This is a genomic window from Paenibacillus sp. FSL H3-0310, from assembly GCF_038002785.1.
Classification (GTDB): domain Bacteria; phylum Bacillota; class Bacilli; order Paenibacillales; family Paenibacillaceae; genus Paenibacillus_AQ; species Paenibacillus_AQ odorifer.
This window is the reverse complement of record NZ_JBBODC010000001.1, coordinates 3,022,712-3,045,401: the sequence shown is the minus strand read 5'-3', so window position 1 is coordinate 3,045,401 and position 22,690 is coordinate 3,022,712. Positions and strand designations below refer to the sequence as shown.

19 protein-coding genes are annotated in these 22,690 nt (G+C 41.7%); 15 read left to right on the top strand and 4 right to left on the bottom strand.

The window, feature by feature from the left end; genetic code table 11:
* Positions 1-54 precede the first annotated feature (54 nt).
* Both MHH63_RS13610 and MHH63_RS13605 read right to left on the bottom strand, forming a co-directional pair.
* Positions 55-1,689, bottom strand: a complete 1,635-nt coding sequence (locus tag MHH63_RS13610; RefSeq protein WP_076184535.1) for an MDR family MFS transporter — start codon at positions 1,687-1,689, stop codon at positions 55-57.
* 29 nt (positions 1,690-1,718) lie between these two features.
* Positions 1,719-2,147: a MarR family winged helix-turn-helix transcriptional regulator gene (locus MHH63_RS13605; RefSeq protein ID WP_036678010.1), complete on the bottom strand. Its 429-nt coding sequence runs from the start codon at positions 2,145-2,147 to the stop codon at positions 1,719-1,721.
* A 205-nt stretch (positions 2,148-2,352) separates the two neighbouring features.
* Between MHH63_RS13605 and MHH63_RS13600 the strand changes: the two genes are divergently transcribed.
* The 8 genes from MHH63_RS13600 (at position 2,353) to MHH63_RS13565 (ending at position 10,997) form a co-directional block, all read left to right on the top strand.
* Entirely contained in the window at positions 2,353-2,841 is a 489-nt protein-coding gene (locus MHH63_RS13600) for a hypothetical protein (RefSeq protein WP_341171666.1), read from the top strand.
* A gap of 129 nt (positions 2,842-2,970) precedes the next feature.
* Positions 2,971-4,032, top strand: a complete 1,062-nt coding sequence (locus MHH63_RS13595) for an AAA family ATPase (protein WP_076125793.1) — start codon at positions 2,971-2,973, stop codon at positions 4,030-4,032.
* A gap of 2 nt (positions 4,033-4,034) precedes the next feature.
* Positions 4,035-5,834, top strand: a complete 1,800-nt coding sequence (locus tag MHH63_RS13590; RefSeq protein ID WP_341171665.1) for a vWA domain-containing protein — start codon at positions 4,035-4,037, stop codon at positions 5,832-5,834.
* Between the two features lie 36 nt (positions 5,835-5,870).
* Positions 5,871-6,332, top strand: a complete 462-nt coding sequence (locus tag MHH63_RS13585; RefSeq protein WP_076184650.1) for an NUDIX hydrolase — start codon at positions 5,871-5,873, stop codon at positions 6,330-6,332.
* A 72-nt stretch (positions 6,333-6,404) separates the two neighbouring features.
* On the top strand, positions 6,405-7,475 hold the full coding sequence (locus MHH63_RS13580) for a stalk domain-containing protein (protein WP_341171664.1): 1,071 nt from the start codon (positions 6,405-6,407) through the stop codon (positions 7,473-7,475).
* Between the two features lie 170 nt (positions 7,476-7,645).
* On the top strand, positions 7,646-9,511 hold the full coding sequence (locus MHH63_RS13575; protein ID WP_341171663.1) for an acyltransferase family protein: 1,866 nt from the start codon (positions 7,646-7,648) through the stop codon (positions 9,509-9,511).
* Positions 9,512-9,601: 90 nt separating this feature from the next.
* A complete protein-coding gene (locus MHH63_RS13570; protein ID WP_341171662.1) occupies positions 9,602-10,108 on the top strand; it encodes an RNA polymerase sigma factor in 507 nt (168 codons plus the stop codon).
* A gap of 1 nt (position 10,109) precedes the next feature.
* Entirely contained in the window at positions 10,110-10,997 is an 888-nt protein-coding gene (locus MHH63_RS13565) for an RsiV family protein (RefSeq protein ID WP_341171661.1), read from the top strand.
* Between the two features lie 342 nt (positions 10,998-11,339).
* On the opposite strand, the gene MHH63_RS13560 is transcribed toward MHH63_RS13565, so the two are convergent.
* Positions 11,340-11,924 (bottom strand): AAA family ATPase, encoded by a 585-nt coding sequence (locus MHH63_RS13560; RefSeq protein ID WP_076302040.1) that lies wholly within the window; start codon positions 11,922-11,924, stop codon positions 11,340-11,342.
* Positions 11,925-12,155: 231 nt separating this feature from the next.
* Between MHH63_RS13560 and MHH63_RS13555 the strand changes: the two genes are divergently transcribed.
* Positions 12,156-13,712, top strand: coding sequence for an ABC-F family ATP-binding cassette domain-containing protein (locus MHH63_RS13555; RefSeq protein ID WP_036677991.1), 1,557 nt, complete (start codon positions 12,156-12,158; stop codon positions 13,710-13,712).
* Between the two features lie 110 nt (positions 13,713-13,822).
* Complete coding sequence (locus MHH63_RS13550) at positions 13,823-14,938, top strand: phosphotransferase (protein WP_076302041.1); 1,116 nt, start codon at positions 13,823-13,825, stop codon at positions 14,936-14,938.
* A gap of 72 nt (positions 14,939-15,010) precedes the next feature.
* Here MHH63_RS13550 and MHH63_RS13545 read toward each other — a convergent pair whose 3' ends face one another.
* On the bottom strand, positions 15,011-16,678 hold the full coding sequence (locus tag MHH63_RS13545) for a ribonuclease J (RefSeq protein WP_248548233.1): 1,668 nt from the start codon (positions 16,676-16,678) through the stop codon (positions 15,011-15,013).
* A 123-nt stretch (positions 16,679-16,801) separates the two neighbouring features.
* Here MHH63_RS13545 and MHH63_RS13540 point away from each other — a divergent pair, with 123 nt between their 5' ends.
* From MHH63_RS13540 to MHH63_RS13520, 5 genes are all read left to right on the top strand, one after another.
* Complete coding sequence (locus MHH63_RS13540) at positions 16,802-17,278, top strand: GNAT family N-acetyltransferase (RefSeq protein WP_076302042.1); 477 nt, start codon at positions 16,802-16,804, stop codon at positions 17,276-17,278.
* Positions 17,279-17,395: 117 nt separating this feature from the next.
* A complete protein-coding gene (locus tag MHH63_RS13535) occupies positions 17,396-17,929 on the top strand; it encodes a TetR/AcrR family transcriptional regulator (protein WP_076278425.1) in 534 nt (177 codons plus the stop codon).
* Positions 17,930-17,942: 13 nt separating this feature from the next.
* Positions 17,943-18,269, top strand: coding sequence for a DMT family transporter (locus tag MHH63_RS13530; RefSeq protein ID WP_076125773.1), 327 nt, complete (start codon positions 17,943-17,945; stop codon positions 18,267-18,269).
* Between the two features lie 17 nt (positions 18,270-18,286).
* The gene (locus MHH63_RS13525; protein WP_076217536.1) at positions 18,287-18,646 is read left to right on the top strand and encodes a DMT family transporter; all 360 of its coding nucleotides are present in this window, start codon (positions 18,287-18,289) and stop codon (positions 18,644-18,646) included.
* 290 nt (positions 18,647-18,936) lie between these two features.
* Positions 18,937-22,467 carry a discoidin domain-containing protein gene (locus tag MHH63_RS13520; protein ID WP_076302043.1) on the top strand — a complete coding sequence of 1,177 codons (3,531 nt, stop codon included), beginning with the start codon at positions 18,937-18,939 and terminating at the stop codon, positions 22,465-22,467.
* Positions 22,468-22,690 lie beyond the last annotated feature (223 nt).

Genomic DNA, 22,690 nt, shown 5'->3' with positions numbered 1-22,690 from the left:
ATGAGTACGTTGCAGTTTTTGTTGTTTTATAGTCAGTTTCAAAGTAATTTGCGGTTAGGCTTTATCCACTGCAAGTTTTGAAGATTTCATGTTTGACGGGTCCTGTTCAGCTTCTTCAGGAACTGGCATTTGGTTAGAAGTACGAAGTGGAAGCTCCTTCAGGAAGAAGACAAGCACGAAAGCTACAACAAGCACAATGGTCCCGGTTAAGAACACGGATGACAATGTCTGTCCTAAAGCGTCACGGATACCCTCAATCATTTGTAAGAAGACAGGCTGCACATCGGCTGGCAGACTAGCTTGAGTCTGTTCAAGCAATGGTTTGTTCATTAATGCCTGTGGATTAGCGAAGGAGAGCATTTGCTCAGCAAGTTTTGGATCAATCTGTGTGAAATCCGGTGCTGATGACGATTGCAGAGCTTCCTTCAAGTTTTTGGTAAGACTATTGGACATAACGGTACCCATGACTGCGATACCGATCGTACCGCCTAAATTACGGAATAATTGTGAGGAGGCCGTTACTACACCCAGTTCGGTGTGTGAAACCGCATTTTGAGTAGCTAGTGAGAATACTGGCATCCCCAATCCCAACCCAAGACCAAACACAATCATACTTAGGACAGCCATCGGTACATTATTCATAAATACCATAATTGTCATACCAGCAATCATAATGGGTATTCCAATTAATGCGTAACGTTTATACTTCCCTTTTTTCGCCATCTTTTGTCCGGTAAGGGCACTGGCTACAACCATAACGATCGACATTGGCATAGTAACATACCCTGCATATGTCGCGGAGATCCCCAGAACACCTTGTACGAAGAAGGAAAGATAGATCATAGCTCCCATCATACCGAAGTTCATAATAAAACCAATAATATTAGATATGGTAACTACACTATTCTTAAATAGATGAAGCGGAAGGATTGGATTTTTAGCTTTGGATTCGACAAAAATAAAGAGAAGTGCCGAAACGACAGTTCCCGCCAACAGGCCGAGAATTTGCGAAGAACCCCAATCATATTCTGTACCTGCCCAGGTGAAGGCAAGCAGTAGAGGCACGATGGTGGTTGTCATTAGCAAGGAACCTAAATAGTCGATGCTGGTTGACTCCCCGCGTTTGCCTTTAGGAAATAAGGTAAGAATCATGACGAAGGCTACTACACCTAGCGGTAGGAAGATCCAGAACAGCCAATGCCAATCCATATTGTCAATCAAAAAGCCTCCAAGCGTTGGTCCAAGCACACTGGAGAAACCGAATACGGCCATCATCAACCCCATCCATTTACCACGTTCACGCGGAGGGAATAAGTCACCTACGGCAGTAAATGCGGTGGATTGAATAATACCTGCACCTACCCCTTGAATCCCACGATAAATGATAAATTGATAAACATCGGAAGATGTTCCTGTCAGAAAAGCCCCAACCATAAATAATAGAATACCTGCTAATAGAAAGGGTTTACGTCCGAACATATCAGATAACTTACCGACAAGAACGGTTGCTATTGTTGATGTTAATAAATAAATGTTAATAGTCCAAGTATAGTAATCCATGCCATCAAGAATTGCGATTATACGCGGCATAGCAGTACTTGTAATTGTCTGATTAATCGCTGCGAACAGCATTGCAGCCATAATAGCTATCATAATACTAAGTTTTCGTTTGCTGGATAAATGTTCCATTCGATTGTTTCCCCGCCACTTTTTAAATTTTATCTCTTGTCTAAATCAGAAATTATAACTGCGAAAATTCTTCTTAAATGCTCAATATCTTCATCGGGCAGTATCTTAAAGTAAGATTCCATAAGTTCTTGATGGCGTTCCTGCACCTCTTTAATCGTTGCTTCTCCTTTCTGCGTAATGGTGATGTGTACCACCCTTCGATCATCCTTGGCGCGTTCCTTATTTACGTAATCTTCAGCGATTAATTGGTCTGTTACGCCTGTAATTGCTGCTGAGGTAATACCAAGAGCTGCAGCAATCTGTGATACGTTTTGTGGACCGTTCTTAGATAAAGTCCTGAGGGTCTTGAACTGTGTAATATTTAGGGGGTAGTCTTGTTTGTTCCAATCTTGAGAGATTCCTTTTAAAAAGGATTTGAACATAGTAGAAATCTGAAGAAAATCTTCATTATTAGCCAAATCACGCCTCCTAAAGTTATGAAATAGGGCGGAATAAGTAATTCCATTAAATTTTAGATAACAACTAAATGATTAACTACTTAATTATTAAAGCGTGAAACAATATATCATCCTTTTTTATATCTCGTCAAGAAAAGGTTTGTTTTTTCGAATGAAATAGAGTGGGTTGATAATATATATAGGGAAAGGATCGGGGGAGTTTATATTGAGAGAATGGGTTAAGCATCAAGATCCAAACAATAAGTACGGTGCAAAGTTCACTTTAGGCGATAGAGATGTAGAGTTACCCCAAACGGCGATTATCTCAGTAACACGAGGAGAAAATTTCAATATATTCAGAATTATGATTAATGGAACTATTAATAATTTCGTTAAGAAGCAACTTCAGAAAAATGAAAATCTCCTATATGCTGAGCTCTCTGGACAACTTCAGGGAGGTGTCGGGCAGACTATAACGGTGTGGAAAAAAGGAAGCTCCATGAATAATTTCAGGAAAAAAGGTGCGCATAAATTTGCTATGAGATTTTTTTCATGGGTTTTTTATGGCGGGAAAGTACAGGCTTACTATTTAACATGGAAAATCTCAAACTCAATTCCTGAAGATAATGAAATTAAAGAAATAGTGAAAAAATATGGGAAACATTATGACGGTGGGAAATTATTAAAATCTGCGCAACAACCTCCCCTGATATAAATAGTAACCCTCGACTTAGGATGTGGGGTTATTCATCTGTTGTTGAAGTTCGTTCCTGAGCTAATGAATTATTTGTTATACTGTGTATAGTTATCGTTATTATCATTTCATTAAAAAAGGAGCATTTATTTGAATCTAGCAACGCCTGTAACACCTATTCAACTTATGCAAGTACTTCTAAACGTTTCTGTGATTCGCCCTGTTTTTATCTGGGGGGCGCCTGGTATTGGGAAATCTTCGCTAGTAGAAGCTTTTGCTGATCAGGTGGGTCTTCCTTGTGTGTCTCTATTAGGTTCTCAATTAGCACCTGAAGACATCATTGGAGTCCCGCAAATCGTTAACGGTAAGAGCCAATTCTGTCCTCCAAAAATGATTGCTCGGGATGAACCTTATTGTTTGTTCCTGGACGAGCTTAATGCCTGTTCTCAAGAAGTGCAAAAAGCTTTTTATAGTCTCATCCACGAACGCCGCATAGGCGATTATCACCTACCTGAGGGCTCTATAGTAATAGGAGCTGGTAACCGTGCACAAGATAGTGCAATTGTTAAACCTATGTCATCCGCGCTTATCAATCGGATGTTCCATATACAGTTAAATGTATCGTTTCAAAATTGGATCTCTTGGGCATATGAGCATAGCATTCATCCTATGGTTATTGAATATCTGGAATTGCGTCCCGATCATTTGTGGAGTGCACCTCCAAAGACTGAAGAGCCTTTCTCCACGCCACGCTCTTGGCATATGCTTAGTGATGCACTACATGAGTTTGGCGATGATATAAATGCGGATACCGTGGGGATTTTAGCGAATGGTTCACTGACACCTGCTCACGCCACACAATTCAGGGCTTTTTATAAAAATCTAACTGGAAAATATGAACTTAATCAAATTATAGATGGTAAATCCTCATTTCCAACGGCTCCAGAAGATCGGGATCTCCTGTATTTCCTGGCGCAATCCTTGCGTGCCCAGATTATCAAAGAACTCCCTCCGATTAAAGATAACGTACGAGATGGACATCGCCAATTTGCACACACTGTTAAAAAGCTGATTAAAGACCTGTCCGTCATTAGCTTTGAAATTGCACAGCTAGTAGTTGCTAAGCAGGAGCAAAGTGATAATATTCCAGATTGGTTAATGGTTGAAATTGTACGTGATTTACCACGTCTTGCAATAAAAGAGCGGGGGTAAATATGGCTAAAAAAACAACTCCAGATAATCCCGCTTTGAAAAATTTTAATGAAGCATGTTCGTTAATCGCGGATCATCCTATTTTTGCGCCGTTATCTGTTCGAGCTTCGATTATTCATAATGAAAATAGTCCCTATCCTGAAGACGGCTGGGCAATTGTCACTAATAACGGTTATATTTACACTCATCCTAAACGGCGTGGCGAGGTTGCTGAATGGATGTACGTTTTGGCACATTGTTTTCTTCATTTAGGTCTTGGACATTTAAAGATTAAAGAGAATCAAGTGGCGTGGAACGTTGCATGTGATGTGTACATAGCAAAGTTTTTAAATGACTTGAAGCTTGGGAAAGTACCCGCAGATATGGAGTCGCGAATTGATCTTACAATTAAAGATGAACAACAGCTTTACGAGCAGTTTATGATAAAAGGAATTCCGGACACCTCCAGATATTTTGGGACTGCGGGTGTTTCAAAACTGGATATGAATGTTAGAGAAATCACCAAAAGATACTGGGGAAAAGCACCGGATTGGGAAGCCTATTTTGCTTATGGGTTATCTAATGCTGTGACGAATGCAGTAAGTGTTGCTGGAGGCCATGCTAATACTATTAGTGACCCTGCACTTTCATTAACCGCTCCACAACGTGCAAAACGATGGTTTATGGACAGATATCCTTTATTAGGTGCGCTTGCCGCCGGCTTTGAGATTATAGAAGATCCAGCGATATGTCGGCGATTTGATATTTCCATAGCTGCCATTGACGTTATTGAGCGCAAAATATTTATGAACCCTGCAGCCGGACTAAACGATGAGGAGTGTATTTTCGTGATGGCGCATGAGCTTCTGCACGCGGGGCTTCAGCATCACGAGCGATGTCTTGGCCGGGATCATTATCTTTGGAATGTGGCTTGTGACTTCGTAATAAATCTATGGCTAGTAGAAATGAGTGTAGGGCAGTATCCGCGAATTGGACTCTTATTAGATCCTGAGCTTAAAGGTTTATCTGCTGAAACGATTTATGATCGTATGGTCGGAGATATCCGCACTTATAAGAAACTGGCGACCTTGAGAGGGAATGGACTTGGTGACATTTTAGATAACGGTTCATCAAGTTTTTGGGATGCGAGAGAAGGACAGACGTTAGATGATTTCTGTAAAAATGCTATGCAACAAGGACTGATGTATCATGAAGAGCAAAGCCGCGGTCTTTTGCCATCAGGCCTAGTTGAAGAGATTAGAGCGCTAGGCCAGCCACCTATTAAATGGGATGTAGAGCTTGCTCGGTGGTTTGATCATTATTTTTCACCGCTTGAGAAGACCAGATCTTATTCACGAATTAGCAGACGTCAATCTTCTACACCTGATATCCCTCGACCACAGTGGGTTCATAGCGGTGCTGCAGATGATGGCCGTACTTTTGGAGTTATTTTAGATACCTCAGGCTCAATGGATAAAAAGCTTCTGGCCAAAGCATTAGGAGCCATTTCAAGTTATGCGCAGGCTCGTGATGTTCCTTTTGCACGGATTATCTTTTGTGATGCTTGTCCTTATGATGCAGGTTTCATGCCCCCGGAGGCTATCGCGGATCGGGTACAAGTGAAGGGAAGAGGGGGAACGATCTTACAACCAGCTATTGATTTGATTCAACAAGCTGAGGATTTTCCGAAAAAAGGACCACTTCTAATTATTACAGATGGTTATTGTGACAAGCTGACCATTAAAAGAGACCATGCTTATATTTTGCCCAAGGGAAATGACTTACCTTTCTCACCCAAAGGACCTGTATTCAGAATAAATTAGGGCTTAGAATAAATTTAGAGAGAGGTAACAATGGATATGAATCCCCCCAAACATATTCTTTCAGCAGCTACAGTTGTATTCAATGATCAAGAAGAAATCTTATTAATAAAAGGTCCACGTAGAGGCTGGGAGTTGCCAGGTGGACAGGTTGAAGAGGAGGAGTCCCTTATAGAAGCAGCAATCAGGGAAGCCAAAGAAGAATCGGGCATTGATATAGAGATAAATAAGTTCTGCGGAGTTTTTCAAAATGTTGATCGATCTATTTGTACTAACCTATTTCTAGGGAAAGCCATCGGCGGCGAACCTGCTACTAGTTCCGAGAGCTTAGAAGTTGGTTTTTTTTCGATAGAACAAGCATTGGAAATGGTCACATGGAAAAACCTCAGACTGCGGCTGGAGTATTGTCTAAATGATAAGGTGCAGCCTTTTTACGTAGAGTTACGGGGTACAGAAGTTGAAAAAATTATATTTAAATTAGAAAACCAGCAAACTTTTTAGAGGTCCTCCTGCGTCCTAGCTAATGAGTGTCATCGGAAGGCACTTATAAATAGAGATGGAGGATGACGAGATATGAACAAAAGAACAAAAAATCTATTTAAAATGAGTGCAGTTGGATGTGTAGCCATTATGGGAGTGAGTGCAGCTTCTTTACCGGTTCATGCTATGGTTTCCACACAAGTAACAGCTAATGTTTCTGCGGCTTTACCGTCGAAGGCACCAGCCCTTGCTGGCATTGAAGTACAAGAAAAAGTACTTAACACAACAAGTAAATACCTGATTGCAGATTTAAAAGTACCACAGCTAACAGGAATGCTGGATACTCATTATCAAGATGAACTGAACGATATTATCCTCTCTCATGCTGAAAAGGATCTGGCACAGTGGGAGAAAGACGCCGCAGAAATGGGCAAAAAAGCACAGGCTGATCAAATGGAATTTCATCCTTATACTCTTTACATTACTTATGATCTGAAATCAGATGGAACAGGTTCTCCAGCAGGCGTTATCTCCTTGACTGTTACTACTGAAGGTTCTGAAGGTGGAACAAGCATGCCGCGGATCGATACTTATAATGTGAAAAATATAGCTGAGGCAGAACCTGTTGCACTAACGGATCTACTGGGCGCTAACTACAAAGAGAAGCTCGATGCAGACATTCTGGCAGAGATTAAAAAGGATTCAGATAAGTATTTCTTAGAAGAGTACACAGGAACTTCAACTGAGCAGTCGTTCTATATCGATAAAGGTGACTTAGTAATCGTATTCCCTAAATACAGCATTGCACCAGGTTATGTAGGTTCACCAGAGTTTCGGTTCAGCTTAAATCATAGTTCAACGGATACAACTAAGCTAGATTTGAAAAAAGTAGCTACTTTCACGAATAAGAAAGGCGTGCTCATGGTATCGCTTCGTGATGTGGCCAGTCAACTAAACTATGAATTGAAATGGAATCAGTCTACCAAAACCGCTGAGTTGATGAAAGGAACGCAGTGGACAAGTGTTACGCTTAACAAAGATTCATACTTCTTCGCAAAAATGACTCCTAAAGCTTTAGGTGCCGCACCTGTTCTGCAAGATAACAAAACCTATGTACCTGTTCAATTTGTATCAGAAATTCTACAGGTTGAAGTTCAGAAATAACCATTTAGAAGTTTGTGAAAGTAGTTAGATTTATTAAAAACATCCCGCAGGGTAATTCTTGCGTGGGTGTTTTTTACTTTTGATAACAGATTAGCCAGTTTAAAGAACTTTTTGAGCTGCTCCTGCGTCCTGCCTATGAACAACAAATTAAGGGTAAGGACTGAAACAGAATGAATGACAACAAGCGTTATATGCCTGGTATTGATGGACTAAGAGCTTTTTCCGTACTCGCTGTCATAGCCTATCATTTGAATTTGAAATGGGCTGGGGGTGGACTGCTGGGAGTGGGAATCTTTTTTGTGATCTCGGGTTATCTCATCACAGACCAAATCATTAACCAATGGGAGCGTCATCGAAGATTGGACCTTCTGGACTTTTGGATACGTAGAGCACGGAGGTTGCTGCCGGCGACGATAGTCATGCTGATCGTTGTCACCATATGGCTCTTAATCATAGATCCCACGAGATTAAATGGGCTGACAGGAGATTTCATGTCATCACTATTTTACGTTAATAACTGGTGGTTAATATTTCATGATGTTTCGTACTTTGAAAGCTTTGGACCTCCTTCACCGATCGGACATTTATGGTCACTTTCTATTGAAGAACAGTTTTATATTCTATGGCCGCTGCTGCTCGTATTAGGACTAAAGATCATACCTCGTCGAAGTAAACTTATTGCCTGGATTCTGGCTTGTGCTGCTGTCTCAGCTTTAGCCATGGCTATGTTCTATGTACCGGGCACAGATCCAAGCAGGGTCTATTATGGAACAGATACTCGCATATTTGCACTTCTAATTGGAGCGGCGCTTGCCGTTGCATGGCCTAGTCAGAAACTTAAAAATACAGTCACAGAAAGATCTCGTTATATGTTTGATATCATTGGTGCTCTGGGACTGCTGGTATTAATGGTGCTAGTTTACCGGGTTAACGAGTTTGATGAATCACTATATCGGGGTGGATTTTTGATCATCTCTATCATTACTGCAGTAGTGATTGCTGTGCTTGCTCATCCTGCCAGCTCTCTTGGACGGAAAATGGGCTGTAAACCCTTGCGATGGATAGGTATACGTTCATATAGCTTATACCTTTGGCATTATCCCGTAATTATTCTTACCAGCCCTAATGGGAATCCAGATGAGAGCGGCGTGCTTCGAATTATCCTTCAGTTAGCAGGAAGTTTTCTACTGGCAGCCTTATCATACAAATATGTGGAGGAGCCGCTCCGGCGGGGATCATTAAGAGATATTTGGAACAATTGGAGTGCAAAGCAACGCCGCAGCTACCGCCCAGTCTTTCTTATGACCATGATCTTTTTGGTTCTTATTCCGATTGCCTGCAATGGATATTTATCCAATGCTGAATCTGACACACCTACAATCGAAGTTGCAGATAAGCAGAATGTACAGCAAGAGGGAACAGCGCAAGATCCAATAGATCACAACTCATTGGCACCACCCGTAGAAAAAGATACGACTGATGTTGAGAAGCAAAAACCTGACACTGAAGAGCAACAAGTTGAACCAGAAGGAAACATAGCGGTAACCGAGAAAAATCAAACCGGAAAGAATATTACGGCCATTGGTGATTCTGTCATTTTGGATGCAGCTCCGTTTTTAGTAGAAAGTCTCCCTGGTATTGTCATCGATGGAAAGGTCGGCAGACAGATGATGCAGGCACAGGAGGTAGTTGATCAGCTTAGAGCACAAGGACGGTTAGGGAAGCGGATGATCATAGAGCTGGGGACGAATGGAGCTTTTAACTCCAAGCAATTACGTAAACTACTAAATTCGTTAAGCGATGCGGAGCAGATTATTTTGGTCAATACACGTGTGCCGAGAAAGTGGGAGCAGACAGTGAATTCCACCCTTTCAAAAGTTTCCAGTGAATTCAGGAATACGACCATAGTAGACTGGTACTCAGCTAGTGAAGGAAAAGACGACTACTTCTACAAAGATGGTGTTCATTTGAAACGTGAGGGTGCCAAGTATTATGCATCAATTCTAATTAAAGCTTTGGAAAAAGAAAATAAATAATTTATTTGGAATCTCCAAACTTTTTTATACTCACCAAACGTCTTACTCCTGTTACAACACCAGATCACAAACAGAGAAGGATAATCGACCATGTTGAATAGGAAAACCGAGAAAATATTGACGCGATGTATCAAAGAAAACAAAGAAAATGTATACCGGCTTGCTTACAGTTATGTGAAAAACAAAGAGGATGCCCTCGACATTGTGCAGGATTCTATTTATAAAGCGATGACACGAATGGATTTGCTAAAGGATCACGATGCCGTGAAAAGCTGGTTTTACAGGATTGTCGTGAATACTTCCTTAGACTTTTTGCGCAGAAACAAGAAGATTCAGACGATGGAGCCAGAGATAATAGAAACCTATAGTCCGGCTGTTGAGGATAGCTATACAGATATGGATTTGAAAAGAACACTGGAAGAGCTGCCGGCGAAATACCGAAGTGTGATTGTGCTTAGATATTTTGAGGATATGAAGATTAATGAAGTGGCTGAAGTTCTTAACGAGAACACCAATACAATAAAGACAAGGCTGTATCAGGCCCTTCAGTTATTGCGGGTGAAGCTGAATGATGAAGCCTTAAAGGAGATAAAGTAAGATGGACGAAAGAATACAAGAATTACATAAAGAGTATACCGATATTCCCATTCCGGATGAACTTGATTTGATTGTAAACCGTTCTATAAAGCAGTCACTTAAAGCCAATAGAAAAAAACACACGACAACTAAGTGGGTGGCTAGTGTTGGTGCGGCCGCAGTTATTTTTCTAGTAGCCATAAACACCAGTACAACCGTAGCTAGTGCATTATCTTCCATTCCAGGCGTAGATCGGATAATAAAAGTGCTGACTATTAAAGAATACGTTGTAGAAGAAGAGAACTACGATGCAAATATCAAGGTTCCAGCCGTTACGGATATGGAAAATAAAGAACTGGAGCTTGGATTGAACAGCAAATATTTAAGTGAGAATAAAGCACTATACGAAAAGTTCCAAGCGGAGATCGAAGCGTTGAAGGAACAAGGTGGGGGCCATTTGGGGCTGGACGTAGGTTATGAAGTGAAAACGGATAATGAGCGCATTTTCTCCATTGGCAGATATGTTGAGGAAACCGCTGGTTCATCTTCAATGGAAGTTACTTTTGATACGATAGACAAAGAGAACCAGATCCTTATTACATTGCCAATGCTATTTAAAGATGATCAATACATTGAACGCATCAGCGAAAATATTAAAGAACAGATGATTGCCCAAATGAAAGCAGACTCTGAGAAAGTTTACTGGATCCCTGAGTATGGCGATGATGTACCAACGGATCAGTTTACCTCCATTACGAAGGATCAGAGCTTTTATATCAACACCGAAGGTAAGCTTGTGATTGTGTTTAACAAATACGATGTCGCACCGGGTTATATGGGCTCAGTTGAATTTGTGATACCAACCGCGGTGCTTGCTGATGATTTAGTCAGTAAGAAGTATATTCAATAAAAGAATTGTGGGAATAACGTCATCTGCGGTCCGAAACTTTGCAGAAAAGGGGATATAAGCGGAAATAAGGTCATCTGGGTCCGATAGTCTAACCAAAACGCTTCGTCAAAGCCTCAAACATCGTTTGCTCTCGTTATTTTACGGGGGACGCAGCAGCTATCGGACTCAACTGACCCTAAACGCAGCATTATCGCACTTTTACAATTCTAACGGACCGCATCGTCGCTATTGGCACGAAAAACACGCCCCAAGCGCACTTTTCTAACGAATAGCTGCACTGGGGTCCGAAACCCTGCACAAAAGGTGATAAATGTGGAAATAAGGTCATCTGAGACCGAAAGTTTAGCCGTAAATAAATCGTTCTACTGCCGCAGCAGTAGCAGTAATATCCGGGTTAGAATTGTCGATCAACACAATATTTTCAGCCGGGAGCGGCCATTCTACCGTACGGTTGCCAAGAGAAGTGCGGAATTCATTCCAATGCTGGAACTTCCATTCATCTAGTGGTGATTGTCTGTCTTGAATTCGTTCCCGGTACAATTCCTCGTTGGCTAACCCTACCAAGACAACCTTGACCTCAACATCATGAAGGGAACGCCCGATCCGAGCTAATTCATGGCTGATCCAGTCAGAACTGGCCGCCTCTTTGGTAAAGGGACCAACCACAAAAGCATCGACGTCCAAGCTTATATTATCCAGCGCAGCATCCATAGTGATTCGATAACCTAAATCGCGGCATAACCTTTTGTACTCTGCTGAGTCTCTATCTGCCGGATCCAGTCCGTGTAAAGTCATTATCGCGTCAGCAGCAGGCCGTAGTAGGATATCCATATCGAAAAAAGGTATTTTGCGCCGCGAAGCAATCGCTTTAGCTAACGTTGTTTTGCCTGCTCCAGCTGGACCAAGAAAAAATACAAGTTTATTCATTTTTAATTCTCCTTAGTTCTCAAGTCAACTCCAATGTGTATCTATGCATACTATCATATAAAAGATGACGAGCAATCGCCAGCGCAAACCCATTCTCGGCAAGTGACGGTCCACAAAACTAAAATTGCTCGCAAATTAGCCCATAAAATGATAATTTTTTGCTTCTCCATTGAGTTTTTAGTTAATCCTGCTTATAATATAGCGAGAAAAATAAGAAAAAGGTGTCCATAAATGAGCATATTAAATGTTGAAGGATTAAGTCATGGCTTTGGAGATCGTGCGATCTTTAAGGATGTTTCATTCCGTCTCCTAAAAGGCGAGCATATCGGATTATTCGGCGCTAACGGCGAAGGGAAATCCACTTTTATGAATATTGTTACAGGCAAACTGCAACCTGATGAAGGTAAAGTCGAATGGTCCAAGCGGGTGCGTGTTGGCTACCTCGATCAGCATGCAGTGTTAACCAAAGGAATGACGATTCAAGATGTACTCAGAAGTGCTTTCCAGTACCTGTTCGATCTTGAGCAAGAGATGAACGATATGTATGGCAGAATGGGTGACGTTTCACCTGAAGAGCTGGAAAAGCTGCTTGAAGAAGTAGGTACCATCCAAGATACACTTACAAATCAAGACTTTTACATGATCGATGCGAAAGTACAAGAAACCGCGCGTGGACTAGGGATCACTGACATTGGATTGGATCGCGATGTAGCCGATCTTAGTGGTGGTCAACGTACCAAAATCTTGCTTGCTAAGCTATTGCTTGAAAAACCAGATATTTTGCTCCTCGATGAGCCTACGAACTATCTGGATGAGCAGCATATTGAATGGCTGAGACGTTACCTTCAAGAGTACGATAATGCTTTTATTCTGATCTCACATGATATGCCATTCTTGAACAGTGTTATCAACCTGATCTACCATATGGAAAATCAAAAGCTGACCCGATATGTGGGTGATTATGAGCAGTTCCAACAAGTCTACGAAATGAGAAAACAGCAGCTTGAGTCTGCTTACAATCGCCAAAAGCAAGAAATAGCAGAGCTGAAGGATTTCGTAGCTCGTAACAAAGCCAGCGTGGCTACCCGTAACATGGCGATGTCCAGACAGAAGAAGCTCGACAAGATGGAGATCATCGAGATTGCCAAGGAGAAACCGAAACCACAGTTTAACTTTAAAGAAGGTAAAACTGCCGGCAAGATGATTTTCGAAGCAAAAGAATTGGTTATCGGCTACGACTCTCCATTGTCCAGACCGCTTAATTTGTTGATGGAGCGTGGACAGAAGATCGCGTTGGTTGGGGCAAACGGAATTGGTAAAACAACTTTGCTGCGCAGTATTTTAGGTGAAATCTCTGCATTGTCTGGTTCAGTAGAACGTGGATATCATCAGGAGATTGGCTATTTTGAGCAAGAGATGAAGGAAGGCAATTACAAGACTTGTATTGAGGAAATCTGGGATACATTCCCGTCTCTGTCACAATTCGAAGTACGTGCTGCTCTAGCTAAATGCGGATTAACCACGAAGCATATTGAGAGTAAGATTGCTGTACTAAGTGGTGGGGAAAAAGCTAAAGTTCGTCTATGTAAGCTGATTAATAGCGAAACTAATATTCTTGTATTAGATGAGCCAACGAACCACTTGGATATCGATGCCAAAGATGAACTGAAACGCGCTCTAAAAGCATACAAAGGAAGCATTCTTATGATTTCTCACGAACCCGATTTTTATCAGGACATCGTAACCGATATCTGGAATTGCGAAGATTGGACAACGAAAGTATTCTAATAAGTAAGTCTTTGATGAACAAGCCTATGAGTGATAACGAATCTGTTACGCTTCATAGGCTTTTTTTAGTGGAATAGAATGGGATCTTAACAGAGACAGGGAGGGTCTATGTGCTAGAGAATAAAATGGATCAGCTTAACAGCTGTGTTCAGCGGATTTTTGAAGAATCCGAAGCAAAGATAGTCAATTTTACATGTGAAGATTTAGATTATAAAACACCTAACTTTACAACAGCGGGTATCTTTCGTCTAAGCGGTTTTGCATCTATTAATCATAAGCAGCTTCCATGGTCAATCATATTAAAGATAATCAAGCCAGATAGTGCGGAGAAAGATAATCTTCAGCATCACAATTACTGGCGACGAGAAGCTCTAGTCTTTGAATCCAAGATTCTCGACGAGCTTCCTAGCTCAATCAAGGCACCTAAGTGTTATCTTGTTGAGGAACAAGCAGATGGTACCGTATGGTTATGGATGGAACGAATAGATGGGGAATATGCTTACACAAAGGAACAGTTTGATTACATCGCTGAACAGTTAGGTCGTTTCAATGGAACTTATCTGACAGGAAAGAAAATTCCTGATGAGAAGTGGATTTGCAGAAACTGGCTTAAATCATGGACTACCTCGAGTAAAATCTACGCCCCTAATCCAGCAAAATATATAAATCAATTACACAATGATAATGAACGTAGTATCTGGACATGGTTCCAAGACTTCACAGACCAGATTGACAGAAGCTTGCGTTCTTTGAATAGCTTGCCGCGAGTGCTTGCACACCAAGACCTCAGTCAAATGAATATGCTGCTAACTCAAAGTGATACGGACGGCGAACGGCTAATATTAATTGACTGGCAATTTATGAGTATATCGGGGATAGGTGAAGACCTTGGCAAAATGTTTGGCGTAAATATGAGCTTAGGAGTTTTTCCTAATCATCGCTACGAGGAATATAAAGAGTCTTTATTCCAAAACTATATCGAGGGATTAAAAGATTCAGGATGGCAGGGGGACGAGTCCCTTGCAAGATATGGTTATTGTTTAGGCACTGCTTTACGTTGTATCTGGGAAGTGCCTCAATACTTTTCATTGGCCGCACAGTTAAAAACGGATCCAACTAACCTAAAGCTTCAAGATCGAGTTTCCCAATTGGAGCAAATTATTAATATTCAACGGAATATGGCGACAGAATGTATCAAGATGAATACATGGGCGCAATTTAGTTAAAATGTAGTTAAAATCTATCCTCTACAACTGGATACAAAGAGAAAAGGAGCTCCCCACGGGAACTCCTTTTTATTAAACCTCAATGATGATTGGAAGAATCATTGGCCGCCGTTTCGTTTTTTCGTATAGGAACTTACTTAATGATTCTTTGATGGTCTGCTTGATGATATTCCATTGGCCGAGATCCGTTTCGTTCATTTTTTTAAGGGTCGATGTTACATGCTGGTTGATCTCGTCCATTAAATTATCGGAGTTACGGACATAAACGAATCCCCTGGAAATAGTGTCTGGCTCGTTTAATAGACGTCCATCGGTTTGGCTCAGTGTAATCACTGTAATCAGAATGCCGTCTGCTGACAGCTGGCGACGATCGCGAAGCACAACATTTCCAATATCTCCGATCCCAAGGCCATCCACTAGAATTTGCCCAGCAGTCACTCGACCGGATTGGCGGACAACACCAGACGATGACTCAACGATGTCTCCATTTTTTAGAATAAAGATATTTTCCGGTTTGACGCCTACCGCCTCCGCTAACAAGCTGTGATGATGCAGCATACGGTATTCACCATGAATCGGAATAAAGTATTCAGGTTTCATTAGAGTCAGCATTAGCTTAAGCTCCTCTTGGCTGCCATGCCCGGAGACGTGAAGCTCACTGCGTGAACCATAGATAACTTTAGCGCCCAGCATATATAAATTATCGACAATCCTTGAAACATTCCGTTCATTCCCCGGGATGGGATTGGCTGCGAGCAGCACCGTGTCCCCAGCCTGGATCTCCATCAATCGATGGCTTGAGTTCGCTAAGCGGGATAGTGCGGCCATGGGCTCTCCTTGACTGCCTGTACATAAAACAGTTACCTGTGCCGGAGTGAGCTTAGCAGCTTCTGCAGGTTCGATCAGCATATCGTCCGGAATGTTCAAATAACCGAGTTCTTGGGCCACTCTGACTACATTTACCATACTTCTGCCGAGTAAGGTCAATTTACGTTCAGTTAAGTGAGAAGCATCAATGATCTGCTGTAGACGATGTACATTTGAGGCGAAGGTAGAAATAAAAATTCTACGGTCTGCTTTTAAAAAGGCTTCTTCTATGTGAGCGCCAACAAGCTTTTCAGAAGGGGTGAAGCCAGGACGCTCAGCATTAGTGCTTTCTGACAGCAAGATCTTTACACCGTTTTTCCCAATATCGGCCATTTTATGTATATCTGGATACTGCTTGTTGACAGGCGTCATGTCAAATTTGAAGTCTCCCGTATGAACTACGATACCTTCAGGTGTATCGAATACTACGCCAAGGCAATCTGGAATACTATGATTTGTATTAAAAAATGTTGTAGTAATGGCTCCCAGGGTTAACGTAGATTCTGAATTAATACAATGGAGTTTCGTTTGTCGTAAAATTCCATGTTCCCTAAGTTTATTTTCGATTAATCCTAAGGTTAAACGGGAAGCATATATTGGGATATTCAACTGTTTAAGCAGGTAAGGAATCCCGCCGATATGATCCTCATGTCCGTGAGTCACCACCAACGCTTGTACCTTATCAATATTATTTAATAAATACGAAACATCAGGAATAATTAGGTCAATCCCTAAGAGACTTTCATCTGGGAATTTAGAGCCGCAATCAATGACAACAATATCATCTGCGTATTGCAGGATATACATATTTTTACCAATTTCATGAACCCCACCTAATGCTGCAATCGAGAGTTGCTTAGCTGCCATTTTCATTGAAGCCCCTCCTAAATAAATTTCTCTATATTATGTTTGAATCCCATTATAATTATCCATTCTGAAGCTTGATACAATATAATAACTGAAGAAAGCTAATCGAAAGATAGGAGAACGTTACTCATGAATATCCGACTATTACAAATGAAAGATAATAGCTCCATTGAAAAGGTCATTAGGGACTGCCTAATTGAGTTTGGCGGGAATCGCTCGGGTCTAGCCTGGGAGGATGACAGCCTGCATCATTTATCAGATGATTATAATCATAGTGAGAATCGGGCTTATTGGGTTGTCGAAGAGGGAGGGGAAGTATTAGGGGGGTGTGGCATTGCTCCTTTCGGGAATGATGACAAGATATGTGAGTTGCAAAAAATGTATTTATCTCAGTCGATTAGAGGTAACGGGATAGCCAAAGAACTTTTAAATACAGCGTTGGACTTTGCTAAGCTTCATTACAACCAATGTTATTTGGAGACACTTCAAAACATGCACGCAGCTAACCGTTTCTATATGAAAAATGGATTTGAGCTTTTGGATGAACCGCTTGATGGGTCGGAGCATTTCGCTTGTGATGCTTGGTATATTAAAAATTTAATGTGAATTGCTTTAAAAATGTTGGAGGCCTGGATTACCAGGCTTTTTTTGATCTAAGGTAATGATTTTTTATTTGACAATAAAACCGTCCAGACGGTATAGTAAATAACAGAGGTGATTATCGTGAACAGTAATTCAAAACGAAGTAGTATTTTATTAGCAGCTTCTATAGTAGTTAAAAATAATGGGGTGGAGAAGCTTACGCTTGAAGCCGTTGCCAAAGAAGCGGGGGTCAGTAAAGGTGGACTGCTGCACCATTTTCCGAATAAGGAAGCTTTAATAAAAAGTATGGTGGAAGAGTTAACAAGTGATTTTTTCAGTAATGTTCAAGAAAGAGTAGCGAATACATCTAGAGAAACGGGGAAGTGGGGACGAGCGTTTGTTCAGGCGATTGACGACGATCTTAAGGAAGAGCAAGAGATTAGCACCGCGCTTTCGGCTGCTCTTTTTACGAATCCGGATATCCTTAAGAAATTTCAAGATCAATACTCAGTATGGCAAAACAATATAGAGAACGATGGAATAGATCCTGTACGTTCCACAATTGTCAGGCTGGCAGCGGACGGTTTATGGTATTCAGAAATGTTCGGATTAGGAGCTTTAGATAAGGATTTACGAGATAAAGTGATTCAAGAATTAATAAACATGACGGAGTAAGGAGGGGCTATTGTTGAATTCATATCTGTTACTGGCAACAGCGATTATCTGCGAGGTATTTGGTAGCTCCATGCTTAAGGTTTCTAACGGGTTTAAAAAGATTTTACCTTCAATAGGAGTCGTACTCGGCATGGGTTCAGCCTTTTATTGTCTTTCTTTAGCGCTTTCAACGATTCCACTAGGGACGGCTTATGCTATTTGGTCGGGGGTAGGTACGGCTTTAACTGCGTTAATTGGAGTCATCATTTATAAAGAAAACTTCAATCTGAAGAAATTACTCGGCCTGATTCTTATCATTGGTGGAGTAGTCATTATGAAACTTTCTGGTGGATCTCATTAGAGCTTGGAGGAAATGTTATGAACAAGAATAAGGGGTTTTGGGTACTGGGGGTAGCTATTATAAGCGAAGTAATAGGTACAACTATGCTGAAAATGTCAGAAGGGTTCACACAAATATTGCCTACTATAGGTGTTATTATTGGTTTTATTATCGCATTTTATAGTTTGTCCATAAGTCTCAGAGTTTTACCTTTAAGCCTAGCTTATGCGATTTGGGCAGGTGTAGGTACAGTTCTAACCGCCATCGTTGGTATCGTAATATGGGGGGATCCATTTAGTATGCTTACACTTGCAGGCATAGTATTAATAGTTGGAGGTGTGGTTTTATTAAACTCTCCAGATTCAGCTAATGAAAAAGAACTTAAAACCACAAGTTAATCTTCATAAAAAACTAGGGCCTGAGAAATCAGGCCTTTATTTGATGGACGTGATGTTAATAGATTCCATATTTAGGGTAGTTTCGCGATATTGGTATCACATATCTTTTCCGTAGAATTACATCTTATAGCTTGATCCGCTTCTTCTCTATAATGAGAGTGTCTCACATTGAAAGGAGGATCGGTTGTTATTTAATGTGCTCTGAGATGAATTTGATTGTAAACGCTATCATTTGAGCACTCCGATAAGGCGACACGTTAGTGAGTATCTACATTAAGAGGAGGATTATAATGCGCAACAAGTATGTCGTTTGGTCGCTTGTAGTAACCCTGTTGATTTCAAGTTTATACCTGGCAGCGGGTCCGTTCACATTTGTTAGTGCCTCTGGTGGCGCGAATTTGACGCTGGGCAAAACTGTGACGGCTAGTGGTCAATCACAAACGTATAGTCCAAACAATGTGAAAGACAGCAATCAAGAGACGTATTGGGAAAGCAGCAATAATGCATTTCCGCAATGGATCCAAGTAGATCTCGGTACAGAGACAAGTATTGACCAAATCGTATTGAAGCTGCCAACGGGCTGGGAGACGCGTACGCAAACACTCGCCGTTCAAGGCAGCACAAATGGATCTACATTCACTGACATTGTTGGTTCAGCTGATTATGTGTTCAATCCTTCAGCAGGAGGGAACACCGTTAAGATTGATTTTTCAGCAACCAGCACTCGTTATGTACGCCTGAATGTAACAGGCAATACGGCTTGGCCGGCAGCGCAAGTATCTGAGTTCGAAATTTATGGAGCTAGTACACCAACACCGACGCCAACAGCCACACCAACGCCAACAGTTACACCAACGCCAACAGCCACACCGACGCCAACAGCCACACCAACGCCAACAGCCACACCGACGCCTACAGCCACACCAACGCCAACAGTCACACCAACGCCAACAGTCACACCAACGCCAACAGCCACACCAACGCCAACGGCCACACCTGTTGCGGGCAGTAATATCGCGGTTGGCAAATCGATTACCGCATCCTCTAATACGCAATCATTTGTGGCAGCAAATGCTAATGACAACAACACCAACACATACTGGGAAGGTGGCAGTAATCCTAGTTCATTGATACTTGACCTGGGGTCAAACTACAACGTTTCCTCCATCGTTCTAAAGTTAAATCCAGCCGCTGCATGGGGAGCACGTACCCAAACGATTCAAGTGCTCGGTCACAATCAGAACACAACGACATTTGGGAATCTGGTGTCAGCACAATCGTATTCGTTTAATCCAGCTTCAGGAAATACAGTAACCATTCCTGTTACCGCAACTGTCAAACGTCTACAGCTTAATATTACTGCCAACTCGGGTGCTCCAGCTGGACAGATCGCCGAATTTGAAGTATACGGTACTCCAGCTCCGAATCCGGATTTGGTGATTACTGGCATGTCCTGGTCACCAACGAATCCGGTTGAGTCTAATGCGATTACGCTGAACGCAATCGTAAAGAATATCGGCAATGCCAGCTCTCCAGCTACTACTGTTAATTTCTATTTAAATAATGAGCTTGTAGGCTCAGCTCCGGTAGGTGTACTAGCAACTGGAGCATCGACAACAGCATCGATGACACTTACCGCAGGAGTTAAGCCTGCCGCAACGTATTCAGTTAGTGCCAAAGTTGATGAAGACAACCTAGTTATCGAACAAAATGAAGCGAATAACAGCTACACGAACCCAGCGTCACTTATTATCGCTCCAGTGTCCAGCTCTGACTTAGTGGGAACTGTTACATGGACACCAAGTAATCCTGTTGCTAATAACAATGTAGCGTTTAATGTAAATCTTAAGAATCAAGGAACCATTGCCTCTGCAAGTGGTTCACATGGTATAAGCGTTGTTCTTAAAAACTCTGCGGGGTCCACTATTCAAACCTATAATGGATCTTATAACGGTGCCTTAGCAGCGGGGGCAATAGTTAATGTTGCGATTCCAGGGACTTGGACAGCGATTAATGGTAACTACACAGTCACCACTACTGTTGAAGTGGATGCTAATGAGATAGCTGCCAAGCAAGCGAATAATGTAAGTGTTTCTAATCTCGTTGTCTATGCTGCGCGTGGTGCAAGCATGCCGTATAGCCGATATGATACCGAGGATGCTACACTCGGGGGTGGCGCGACATTGAAATCGGCGCCAACCTTTGATCAAGCATTAATCGCCTCTGAGGCTTCTGGTCAGCGTTATATAGCTCTTCCTTCGAATGGTTCGAACTTAGAGTGGACGGTCAGACAGGGTCAAGGCGGCGCAGGTGTAACTATGAGATTTACAATGCCTGACTCTGCAGATGGGATGGGATTGAATGGTTCACTGGATGTGTATGTGAATGGAGCGAAAGTAAAAACAGTTTCCTTAACCTCATACTACAGCTGGCAGTATTTCTCAGGTGATATGCCTGGCGATACACCTAGTGCTGGACGTCCACTATTCCGTTTTGATGAAGTTCACTGGAAGATGGATACACCCCTCCAACCTGGGGATAAGATTCGAATCCAGAAGAACAATGGAGATAGCTTGGAATATGGTGTGGATTTCCTTGAAATTGAATCTGTTCCAACAGCAATTGCCCGCCCAGCTAACTCCGTATCTGTAACAGATTACGGTGCTGTGGCAAACGACGGACAAGATGATCTGGCAGCTTTTAAAGCTACTGTAAATGCAGCCGTGGCAAGCGGAAAGTCTATTTATATTCCAGCAGGTACCTTTAATCTTAGCAGTATGTGGGAGATTGGTTCTGCTAGTAATATGATCAATAACCTCACTATTACTGGTGCTGGTCTCTGGCATACCAATATTCAGTTCACCAATCCTAATGCTGCGGGCGGTGGTATTTCACTCCGTATTTCAGGTAAGCTAGATTTCAGTAATGTATATATGAATTCTAATTTGCGCTCACGTTATGGACAAAATGCAATTTACAAAGGTTTTATGGATAACTTTGGAACCAACTCTATTATCCATGATGTCTGGGTAGAGCATTTTGAATGCGGAATGTGGGTAGGCGACTACGCTCATACACCTGCTATTTATGCTACCGGGCTGGTAGTTGAAAACAGTCGGATTCGGAACAATCTTGCAGACGGCATCAACTTCTCGCAAGGAACTAGCAATTCAATTGTACGCAATAGCAGTGTGCGAAATAATGGTGACGATGGTCTTGCAGTATGGACCAGTAACACAAATGGTGCACCTGCTGGTGTGAATAATACCTTCTCGTATAACACCATTGAGAATAACTGGCGTGCGGCAGCGATTGCTTTCTTTGGAGGAAGTGGTCATAAGGCTGATCATAACTATATCATTGATACAGTTGGTGGTTCCGGCATACGTATGAATACCGTTTTTCCAGGTTATCATTTCCAGAATAATACGGGTGTAGTTTTCTCAGACACAACCATTATTAACAGTGGCACGAGTAAAGATCTTTATGGGGGTGAACGTGGCGCAATTGATCTTGAAGCATCAAATGATGCTATCAAGAACGTTACATTTAATAACATAGACATCATTAATACCCAGCGTGATGCGATTCAATTTGGATATGGTGGTGGATTCGAGAACATCGTGTTCAACAACATCAATATTAACGGTACAGGACTTGATGGAATAACAACTTCACGGTTCTCAGGTCCACATAAAGGTGCAGCTATTTACACCTATACAGGCAATGGTGCTGCAACCTTTAATAACCTGACAACCTCCAACATTGCTTATCCGAATCTGAATTATATTCAGAGCGGTTTTAATCTAACGATTCACTAATTTTATGTACGAGGTTGAGGGAGAAGCTCTTAGGAGCTTTTCCCTTTTTAGCTTGAAACGAGCTGGATATCTCTAAATTGCCAGAAGGATAATGACTACATGAACAAGAAATTAATATAAGGGGAATTTAAACTATTAAATTTTTGAAATTCTTTTGCAGATGTGTTGATTTCTTAAAGGACCTCCTGATTTTGTTAAACAACTTACTGCGCTTATTCAGGCA

What these genes read in the sequence shown, in the direction of transcription:
- MHH63_RS13610 (WP_076184535.1), bottom strand. Translation starts at nt 1,689, where the DNA reads ATGGAACATTTATCCAGCAAACGAAAACTTAGTATTATGATAGCTATT.
- MHH63_RS13590 (WP_341171665.1), top strand. Translation starts at nt 4,035, where the DNA reads ATGGCTAAAAAAACAACTCCAGATAATCCCGCTTTGAAAAATTTTAAT.
- MHH63_RS13585 (WP_076184650.1), top strand. Translation starts at nt 5,871, where the DNA reads ATGAATCCCCCCAAACATATTCTTTCAGCAGCTACAGTTGTATTCAAT.
- MHH63_RS13580 (WP_341171664.1), top strand. Translation starts at nt 6,405, where the DNA reads ATGAACAAAAGAACAAAAAATCTATTTAAAATGAGTGCAGTTGGATGT.
- MHH63_RS13575 (WP_341171663.1), top strand. Translation starts at nt 7,646, where the DNA reads ATGAATGACAACAAGCGTTATATGCCTGGTATTGATGGACTAAGAGCT.
- MHH63_RS13570 (WP_341171662.1), top strand. Translation starts at nt 9,602, where the DNA reads ATGTTGAATAGGAAAACCGAGAAAATATTGACGCGATGTATCAAAGAA.
- MHH63_RS13565 (WP_341171661.1), top strand. Translation starts at nt 10,110, where the DNA reads ATGGACGAAAGAATACAAGAATTACATAAAGAGTATACCGATATTCCC.
- MHH63_RS13560 (WP_076302040.1), bottom strand. Translation starts at nt 11,924, where the DNA reads ATGAATAAACTTGTATTTTTTCTTGGTCCAGCTGGAGCAGGCAAAACA.
- MHH63_RS13555 (WP_036677991.1), top strand. Translation starts at nt 12,156, where the DNA reads ATGAGCATATTAAATGTTGAAGGATTAAGTCATGGCTTTGGAGATCGT.
- MHH63_RS13545 (WP_248548233.1), bottom strand. Translation starts at nt 16,678, where the DNA reads ATGAAAATGGCAGCTAAGCAACTCTCGATTGCAGCATTAGGTGGGGTT.
- MHH63_RS13540 (WP_076302042.1), top strand. Translation starts at nt 16,802, where the DNA reads ATGAATATCCGACTATTACAAATGAAAGATAATAGCTCCATTGAAAAG.
- MHH63_RS13525 (WP_076217536.1), top strand. Translation starts at nt 18,287, where the DNA reads ATGAACAAGAATAAGGGGTTTTGGGTACTGGGGGTAGCTATTATAAGC.
- MHH63_RS13520 (WP_076302043.1), top strand. Translation starts at nt 18,937, where the DNA reads ATGCGCAACAAGTATGTCGTTTGGTCGCTTGTAGTAACCCTGTTGATT.